Genomic DNA, 9,054 nt, shown 5'->3' with positions numbered 1-9,054 from the left:
GCTCTTCCAGCTCTTTTTGCAAATCCAGTAACTTTTGTTCAGTTTCTTTACGTTCAGTAATATCGAACATAAAACCGATTAGCGCTTCGACTTCGCCTTGTTGGTCTCTGACGACATGTACCACATCTCGAATCCATACATAGTGACCATCTTTTGTCAGTGCCCGATAATCAGCTTCGTGATCAACACCGGCTTTGGATTGCGCCACACAGAAATCCACCACCGATTGCTGATCTTCTGGATGCATTCTTTCAGCCCACTCATTAACTGTTTGCCAGCTTTCTACCGACCACCCCAATAACTTCTCTATTTGTGGTCCGATGTAAGTAAAACACATGGTTTTCCAGTCAATGCGCCAGGGAATAGCTTTAGTCGATTCTAATAATGTTTTGTAAACACCTGAATCTTGGGATGTCATTCTATCGTCAGCCATTTCAATGACCCTCTATTCGAAAATAGGTTTAATTTCTGAGTATGGGGTTACTCACATTCATGCGTTAACTCTGCTCAAATGTAAAACTTTTTACAGCATCAATATGCTGCACACCGAGTTTTAACATCAGTAATCTATCTACCCCAATTGCTACGCCGCAACAGGCAGGCAAACCAGCTTGCATAGCCGCTAGTAAATGTTTATCAACCGGCATGGCAGACTTACCTTGCTGGTGTCGGATAAGATTATCTTCTACAAATCGTTGACTTAACTCATCTGCATCCAGGCATTCATCATAACCATTTGCCAGTTCAAGTCCTTGAGCATAGACCTCAAATCTGGCAGAGACAATATGGCCTTCCTCTGAACGGTGCAGTTTTGCCAGTTGTGCCTGCGAGGCAGGAAAATCATAAATAATATATGGGTGAACAGACAAGGCTAATTGCGGTTCAATTAACTCACTCATCAATAGCTCCAGCCAACCGTCTTTGTCTGTTTGCCAGTCTTGAGGGAGGCTTTTTATTCTGGACAGCGCATATTGTTTGAGTTCATCTTGCTCAACATCTGTGACATCAATCGACAAGTACTGTGAAAACAGTGTTTGATAGTTCATCTTGACCGCGGGAGATAAGCCAACCACGGTTTGTAATAAATCATCCACTTCCGCCATAAGCTGATGATAACTTAGGCTGGGGCGATACCATTCCAGCATCGTAAACTCAGGAGAATGATGCCTGCCCTGCTCACCATTACGAAATACTTTTGCTATCTGATACATATCCCCCAGACCAGCAGCTAACAGACGTTTCATCGCAAACTCGGGTGAAGTGTGCAAATAACAGGAGCTTTTCTGCCCACCAGCAGCAATATAATCAGTGGTAAAGCTATCAAGGTAAGGTGCTGTAGGGGCCGCATGAGAAAGAATGGGTGTGTCGACTTCCAGCACCTCTCGCTGATAAAAAAAACGACGGATCTCAGTCAGAAACTGAGCCCGTCGTTTTAGATTTTCCAGACTTGCAGAGGGGTGCCAGTCTTTATCGTACATAGTGGGTATTAGTCTTTTGCGCGTTCAACATAGGATGAAGAGCGGGTATCGACTCTCAGGACTTCACCGATTTCAATAAATAGAGGAACACGAACAACCGCACCTGTTTCCAGTGTGGCTGGTTTACCACCACCACCTGAAGTATCACCACGTACACCCGGATCGGTTTCAACCACTGCCAGATTAACGAAGTTAGGCGGAGTCACCAATAATGGTGTGCCATTCCATAATGTCACCGTGTAAACATATTGCTCTTTCAGCCAATCTTTACTTTCGCTGATGGCATTGGCATCGGCACCATATTGTTCAAACGAAGTTGGATCCATGAAATACCAAAACTCACCATCGGTATATGAATATTCCAGATCGGTTTCGATAACGTCAGCACTTTCAACCGTATCACCAGATTTAAACGTCCGCTCATTCACTCGGCCAGTTTTCAAGTTACGGAACTTAACACGATTAAATGCTTGGCCTTTACCCGGTTTAACAAACTCATTTTCGATGATGCTGCATGGGTCACCATCAAGCATAAACTTCAGGCCGGATTTGAATTCATTTGTACTATAACTTGCCATCTTAACCTCTTTTGGGGGACGATCTTCGCTTGCTTCAAAATAAAAGCCACTATGATACCGCAAACCACTAGCCTAAAGACAAAACAAAACTGGCAACACGCATTAGCCAACGCTATAAATAGTGCCGATGAATTATTAGCTTTATTGGGACTTTCCGGTCAGTTAGCTGCAATCGATAAAGCACAAATACGTCAGTTTCCGGTGCGTGTCCCACGCAGTTACATTAAAAAAATGCGCTATGGCGATGCTTCAGATCCGCTGCTTCGTCAGGTATTCCCTCTCATTGACGAGGGTTTTAGAGTCGATGGATATAAGGCTGATCCGGTAGGTGATCATTTAGCCATTAAGTCGCCCGGTATCTTACAAAAATATCAAGGACGAGCACTGTTATTAATGACAGGTGCCTGTGCTATTCATTGCCGATATTGTTTTCGTCGTCACTTCCCTTATTCAGAAAGTAATCCACTCGCCGGTCAATGGCAGCAGTCACTTGATGCTTTAAACGCTGATAAATCCATTACTGAAGTTATTCTCAGCGGCGGAGATCCCTTATCCCTCAATGATGAGAAACTGGCAAATGCTATTGAAGATCTTAATCAGATAACACATTTAAAACGATTGAGAATTCATACCCGGCTGCCCGTTGTATTGCCAGAACGCATCACCGAATCATTATTAAATTACCTGCAAAACACCCATCTGAAAGTGGTGATGGTCATTCATGCTAATCATGCCAATGAAATAGATGAAGAAGCAGCACAAGTGCTAAGTGACTTAAGGCAAGCTGGTGTGCAGTTACTGAATCAAACCGTTTTGTTAAAAGGGATTAACGATTCTGTAGACGCACTTGTGGGTTTAAGTGAGCGTTTAAATGAAGTGGATGTGCAGCCTTATTACCTGCATTTATTGGACAAGGTAGCCGGAGCACATCACTTTGATGTGGAAGAAGAACTTGCAGTGAGTTTGATTGAAAAGTTGAGACAACAATTGCCTGGCTACCTTGTGCCCCGTCTGGTGCGTGAGCTACAAGGTGAAGCCAGTAAAACGGTAATCAGCTAATTACCGTTGATCAATCGGTGTGTAGTCACGCATATCGCTACCGACATAGATTTGTGTTGGTCTGTAAATGCGATTATCACAAATTTGTTCACGCCAATGCGCTAACCAACCCGCTGAACGAGCTACAGCAAACAACGCGGTGAACTCGTCTTCAGGAATACCCATTTCGCTGTAGAGAATGCCGGAATAGAAATCAACATTCGGGTAAACGCCTTTATGGCCGAGGCGATCAGCACAGACTTCTTCCAGTTTTAGGGCAGTATCGAACATATCATCCAGATGACCACCACGTTCTGCAACTAACTGTTCTACCAGTTTGTGCAAAATAGTGGCACGAGGGTCTTTAACCTTGTACTCGCGATGCCCCATTCCCCAGATAACTTCTTTATTTTTTAGTTTCTGGTCAACCCAGCTTTCGACATTTTTCGGAGAACCAATCTCTTGTAACATGCCAACGACGCGTTGATTTGCACCGCCATGTAACGGGCCAGATAAGGTACCGATGGCAGCTGAAATCACGCTATAAGGTGTGGCCAGTGTCGAACCCGCGACCAATGCTGCAAACGTTGAAGCATTCAAGGTGTGTTCTGCATGCAAAATCAAACATACATCCATGATCTTAGCCATGAGTGGATCCGGTTCTTCACCGTTAAACATGTATAACAAGTTTTCCGCGACCGACAGATCATGTTTTGGATTAATAGGGTCCCAACCATTGCGGATGTGTTCCCACATCGCCACCAGCGGTGCCATTTGCGCAATGATATTCACCGTCATATTACGCACGTAATCAAGGTCTTCACAGCTATTGGCATCTGTCAGACACTCCGTACCCGGGTAGAACATGCCCAGACTGGATACCGCTGTTTGCAGCATATCCATGGGATGACCGGTATGGGGGAAATGACGCATCATCTGACGAATATGATATTTGATGCGGTAGTTGTCTTTTAACTGTTGGGAAAAATCATTTAAGGCTTTCTTAGTCGGTAACTCACCGTCTAACAAAAGCAGTGTGGTCTCTTCGAATGTACTGTTTTCAGCAAGAGTTTCGAGAGGATAACCTCGATAACTCAGTATGCCTTTTTCACCATCAATAAATGAAATGGCTGACTTTGTTGCGGGTACACCTTCCAGGCCTGGTAAAAAATCACTCATCTACAACCTCATAATTATCTTGATGGTGGAGATTATCGGAAAAGCTGGCATTATACTGCATTGCAGGTAGAGCAGCATCTCCGATGTTATTCGCTACTGATTTTATGGAGTTATCTCAAGATATCTGACCAGATATTGTGTGCCCAGGCATCAGCAAACTCCCCTTGCAGCAGTGTTGGGGTGGTGGTTATTCCTCCGCCGGGCATCACCGCCATTTTTTCCGTCTTTGGATCATATCTGAATACGGCCGCGACAAAGCCTGCTTTTTCGCCGTCAGTAAAACTATAACAGGTATTGCCAAACACCGGTTCAGGTTCAACTTCCTCTTCGTGTAATAGAGCAATGACTGCAGCGGCACAGACTTTTGCCTGCACATTGGCAATATGGCCTGATTTGGGCAAGGTGGCTGCCACGGCATCACCTATCACGTGCACATCAGGTATAGCGGTCGACTCATAAGTGCTGAAGTCGACCTCGCACCAACGTTTATCGACATTCATCACACCTGCCAACTCAGCCACTTTTCCTGCGCGTTGGGGTGGAATGACATTCAGAACGTCGGCTTGGACTTTATCGAACAAACCTTCAACCGTTAACGTATCAACATCAACTGTTTCTATGCCATTACTGGGTTGATAATCAATGATGTCGGCATAGCGATCATCCCAAACGCCTTTAAATAACGCTTTTTTGGACACAATATCGCCATTGGCATCCAGAATGATTAATTTGGCTGTAGGATTATGTTGTTTTAAAAATAAAGCGATTTGGCAAGCACGTTCATAAGGGCCGGGGGGACAACGAAATGGAGCTTGCGGAATCGTCATTACCACCTTACCACCTTTACGCATCGCTTTTAATTGTTCATGAAGCAACTGTGTTTGCGGCCCAGCTTTCCAGGCATGCGGAATTTTAGTCTCAACAATCTCAGGTGTCAGCATGCTCAGCTGGTCATAAATAAAATCCACGCCGGGAGCAATGATAAGGCGGTCATAATCTACCACTGTGCCATCATCAAGACGCACATTTTTGTTATCAACATCCACCGCATTGACTGTGGCCTGAATCATCTTTACACCGTAGTGAGAACTCAAACCGTGATAATCAAAGGTTAATTGTTGTAGGGTTCGATGACCACTTAACACGAGATTACTTTGTGGGCAGGAAACAAAAGCCGTTTTTTTCTCAATCAGAATCACTTCAAGATCCTGCGACCACATGCGTAAGTATTTGGCAGCCGTGGCACCCGCAAAGCCACCACCCACCACCACAACACGTTGTGATTTTTTCGAAGGCGTTATTATGGCCGAACTCATGTTGGGAAATGCAGCCAAAGCTGAGGCTGTTATCCCTGTCTTTATCAGTTGCCGACGGTTAATGGCCATAATAACTCTCCACACTAATCAGGAAACATGCTCACCCTGTGCCTGTAAATCGGCATGATAAGAAGAACGTACCATCGGACCACTGGCGACATGTTCAAAGCCCATTTGTTTGCCTGCCACGGCAAGATCATCAAATTCGGCTGGCGTGATAAAACGTTCGACCGGTAAGTGATGCCTGCTCGGTTGCAGGTATTGGCCTAATGTCAGCATGCGACAACCATGGTCTCGCAGATCTTGCATCACTTGTTTGACTTCATCGATGGTTTCACCCAAGCCCAGCATCAAACCGGATTTGGTCGGCACATCGGGATGCATCTCTTGAAATCGTTTGATTAAATCCAGAGACCACTGGTAGTCAGAGCCAGGTCTGACCGCTTTATATAAGCGGGGAATACTTTCCAGATTGTGATTGAAGATATCCGGCGGACTTTGTTTGAGAATATCGAGCGCGACATCCATTCGTCCGCGAAAATCTGGCACCAGCACTTCAATATTGGTCTGCGGTGATTGTTGACGAATTTCATCAATACAACGGACAAAATGTGCCGCACCACCATCACGTAAATCATCACGATCGACAGAGGTCACCACAACATGCTTTAGCTGCATGGCAGCAATGGTTTTTGCCAGATGTGCTGGCTCGTTTTCATCCAAAGCATCGGGACGCCCATGAGCGACATCACAAAACGGGCAGCGTCGAGTACAGATATTCCCCATAATCAGAAATGTCGCAGTGCCATGGGAAAAACATTCACCTAAGTTAGGGCACGCCGCTTCCTCACATACCGTGTGCAGCTTGTGCTCACGAAGCATGTCTTTTATATGTTTAACCTTAGGGTTGCCATGCGATTTGGCCCGAATCCATTCTGGTTTTCGTTTTGGCTCGCTTGGCTCGATTTTAATGGGAATACGGGAAACCTTTGATTCGCCTTTTAAAGCGCGAACGTCACGTCTACCGTCTGTTAATTCACTCATGCATTTATTCCTAATTGTGTCTGTTGCTGAAAAGCAGACACAAATTGTTGTTTCGCTTCTGACATTGATATATCAATACCGAGCGACGTCATATCAATCACTTCCATACCCGCATAACCACATGGATTAATGTAACTGAAAGGTACGAGATCCATATCAATATTCAAGCTAAGGCCGTGATAACAGGCCCCACGTTTAACACGTAAGCCCAGAGAGGCAATTTTTTGTTCATCGACATAGACACCAGGCGCGTCAGGTCTGGCATAGGCATCGATATCATAATGAGCAAGGATGTTGGTCACTGTTTGTTCGAGATGCGTAACCATCTGTCTGACCCCCATCTTGGCTCGCCGTATATCCACTAAGGTATACACAACTAATTGTCCTGGACCATGATAAGTCACTTGTCCGCCACGATCTGTGGTCACAATGGGAATAGTCGAGTCCATCAAAATATGAGATGGGTCACCATTTGCGCCTTGGGTAAACACGGGATGATGTTCAAGCAACCATAATTCATCTTCAGTCTCAGCATCACGTTCAAGCGTGAATGACTGCATGGCATTAACTGTAGACTGGTAGTCTACCAGCCCCAGATCTTTAATTTGCATAAACGTTAAAGCACGTATTTGATAGCGTCGTGATCACTCAAATCCTGGTAAATAGCATCGAGCTGAGGTTTACTTGTTGCTCTTATCGTGACCGTGACCGATGTAAATTTACCACCGGAACTATGCTTCTGACTGACTGCACCCTCGGCAATATCATCGACATGGCGCCGGACAATTTCGACAACAATGCTATCGAGCTCCTCACTCGCTTCTCCCATCGCCTTGATAGCAAAGTCGCAGGGAAACTCTAATAATGTCTCAGATTGTTCTTGTTCACTCATACATTCATCTCCAACTTATGACGTTGGTATAGTTCATTTACTGTCTGCCATATTGGGCCTGGTAGACCTTGGCCAACAGGCTTATCATCCAGAGTCGTCACCGGTAATAACTCTCGCGTTGAGCTGCTAATCCAAATCTCGTCCGCCTGGGTGAGTCTATCTGCAGTCACCGATTCTTCTCTAACTGGAATACCGGTCATAGCCGCCAGTTCGAGAACAAAATCACGAGTAATACCGGGCAGCACTGTATTGTCTTTTGCTGCGGTATAAATAACGCCATCAAAAACCGCATAACTATTACTGGCAGAGCCTTCAGTCATCACACCATCACGAATCAAAATGGCTTCTCCAGCACCCTGCTCGTGCGCTTGCTGTCTCAGCATGGTATTGGGTAACAAAGCAATGGCTTTTATATCGCAACGCTGCCAACGAATATCATCGACCGTGATTGCTTTAATTCCTTGTGTCTTATATGAGCTTGGGACAGCATTAAGCGGATTGCTCATCATAAAGACAGTCGGCTTAACCCCTTGCGGAAATACATGCTCACGCGGTGCCACACCTCGAGTTACCTGTAGATAAACGGCCTGATTTTCAGCCTCGTTATGTTCAATTAACTGAGTGATGAGCTGTGTCCAGTGCGCATCGTCGAAGGGATTACTTAAATGAATCCCATCCAGACTATTTTGCAGCCGGGATAAATGCGCTTTTAAACGAAAAGGCTGGCGACCGTATACAGGGATGACTTCATAAACCCCATCACCGAATAAAAAACCGCGATCGTAAACAGATACTTTTGCCTGCTCAGCAGGCAAAAAAGTATCGTTCAGAAAGACAGTCGCCATGACTGCTTAGCCCCAGATCCATAGCATGATTTCATCAATCAGACGGCGCCACCAGCTACCTTGCTCAACATCATTCAGTGCCACTAATTCTTGTTTAGCGACCACTTCATCATCAAGACGAATCTCCACTTTACCTAAGACAGTACCGGCTGTAACAGGCGCAATGACGGGTTGCTGAATATTGGTTGTCGCCTCTAGTTGATCGTATTGACCACGTGGTACTGTTACAGACAATGGCTTAGTCAGACCTAAAGCGAGTTGATCAGTCGCGCCTTTCCATACTTTAGTATCGATAATACCGGTATTGGCTTTATACAGCTGATGCGTTTCAAAGAAGCGGAAGCCGTAGTTCATCAACTTTTGCGTTTCTTGAGCACGTGCATTTTCGCTGCGTGTGCCTAAAACCACAGAAATCAACCGCATATCGCCGCGTTTTGCTGAGGCAGCAAGACAGAATCCAGCTTCTTCCGTATGTCCTGTTTTTAAACCATCAACACTGTTATCACGCCAGAGTAATTTGTTACGGTTGTGCTGTGTGATGCCGTTGTAGGTGTATTCTTTTTCTGAATACCATTCATAGTGCTCAGGAAAGTCACGGATTAAGGCGGCCGACAAAATCGCAATATCATGTGCGGTTGTGTAGTGATCAGGATCAGGTAAGCCTGTCGCGTTCATATAGTTAGT

General features: G+C 45.2%; 11 protein-coding genes. 1 reads left to right on the top strand and 10 read right to left on the bottom strand.

From position 1 onward, the window contains the following. The 3 genes from B4K20_RS14245 to efp form a co-directional block, all read right to left on the bottom strand. Positions 1–433 (bottom strand): PAS domain-containing protein (locus B4K20_RS14245; RefSeq protein WP_289283404.1); only part of this gene is annotated, 433 nt, incomplete at its 3' end. 64 nt (positions 434–497) lie between these two features. Next, complete coding sequence (epmA, locus tag B4K20_RS14240) at positions 498–1,478, bottom strand: EF-P lysine aminoacylase EpmA (protein ID WP_289283403.1); 981 nt, start codon at positions 1,476–1,478, stop codon at positions 498–500. An 8-nt stretch (positions 1,479–1,486) separates the two neighbouring features. Then, positions 1,487–2,056 (bottom strand): elongation factor P, encoded by a 570-nt coding sequence (gene efp, locus B4K20_RS14235; RefSeq protein ID WP_091715374.1) that lies wholly within the window; start codon positions 2,054–2,056, stop codon positions 1,487–1,489. Positions 2,057–2,107: 51 nt separating this feature from the next. Between efp and epmB the strand changes: the two genes are divergently transcribed. After that, the gene (gene epmB, locus B4K20_RS14230) at positions 2,108–3,115 is read left to right on the top strand and encodes an EF-P beta-lysylation protein EpmB (RefSeq protein ID WP_289283402.1); all 1,008 of its coding nucleotides are present in this window, start codon (positions 2,108–2,110) and stop codon (positions 3,113–3,115) included. Here epmB and B4K20_RS14225 read toward each other — a convergent pair whose 3' ends face one another. From B4K20_RS14225 to B4K20_RS14195, 7 genes are all read right to left on the bottom strand, one after another. Further along, complete coding sequence (locus B4K20_RS14225; RefSeq protein ID WP_289243317.1) at positions 3,116–4,273, bottom strand: citrate synthase; 1,158 nt, start codon at positions 4,271–4,273, stop codon at positions 3,116–3,118. Positions 4,274–4,383: 110 nt separating this feature from the next. Then, positions 4,384–5,658, bottom strand: coding sequence for an NAD(P)/FAD-dependent oxidoreductase (locus B4K20_RS14220; protein ID WP_289283401.1), 1,275 nt, complete (start codon positions 5,656–5,658; stop codon positions 4,384–4,386). An 18-nt stretch (positions 5,659–5,676) separates the two neighbouring features. Next, positions 5,677–6,633, bottom strand: coding sequence for a lipoyl synthase (gene lipA / locus B4K20_RS14215; protein WP_286304083.1), 957 nt, complete (start codon positions 6,631–6,633; stop codon positions 5,677–5,679). Beyond that, positions 6,630–7,244 (bottom strand): lipoyl(octanoyl) transferase LipB, encoded by a 615-nt coding sequence (lipB, locus tag B4K20_RS14210; RefSeq protein ID WP_289283400.1) that lies wholly within the window; start codon positions 7,242–7,244, stop codon positions 6,630–6,632. Before lipB ends, lipA begins: the two co-directional genes overlap by 4 nt. Before the next feature lie 5 nt (positions 7,245–7,249). Beyond that, entirely contained in the window at positions 7,250–7,525 is a 276-nt protein-coding gene (locus tag B4K20_RS14205) for an HP0495 family protein (RefSeq protein WP_286304081.1), read from the bottom strand. Continuing rightward, positions 7,522–8,370, bottom strand: a complete 849-nt coding sequence (gene dat, locus B4K20_RS14200; protein ID WP_289283399.1) for a D-amino-acid transaminase — start codon at positions 8,368–8,370, stop codon at positions 7,522–7,524. The genes B4K20_RS14205 and dat overlap by 4 nt, the downstream gene beginning before the upstream one ends. 6 nt (positions 8,371–8,376) lie before the next feature. Beyond that, positions 8,377–9,054, bottom strand: a 678-nt coding sequence (locus B4K20_RS14195) for a D-alanyl-D-alanine carboxypeptidase family protein (protein WP_289283398.1), incomplete at its 5' end; no start/stop codon positions are given.

This window comes from Methylophaga sp. UBA5088, from assembly GCF_002414625.1.
GTDB lineage: Bacteria > Pseudomonadota > Gammaproteobacteria > Nitrosococcales > Methylophagaceae > Methylophaga > Methylophaga marina.
Note: the sequence above shows the minus strand (reverse complement) of the source record. Positions and strands in the feature narration are given on the sequence as shown.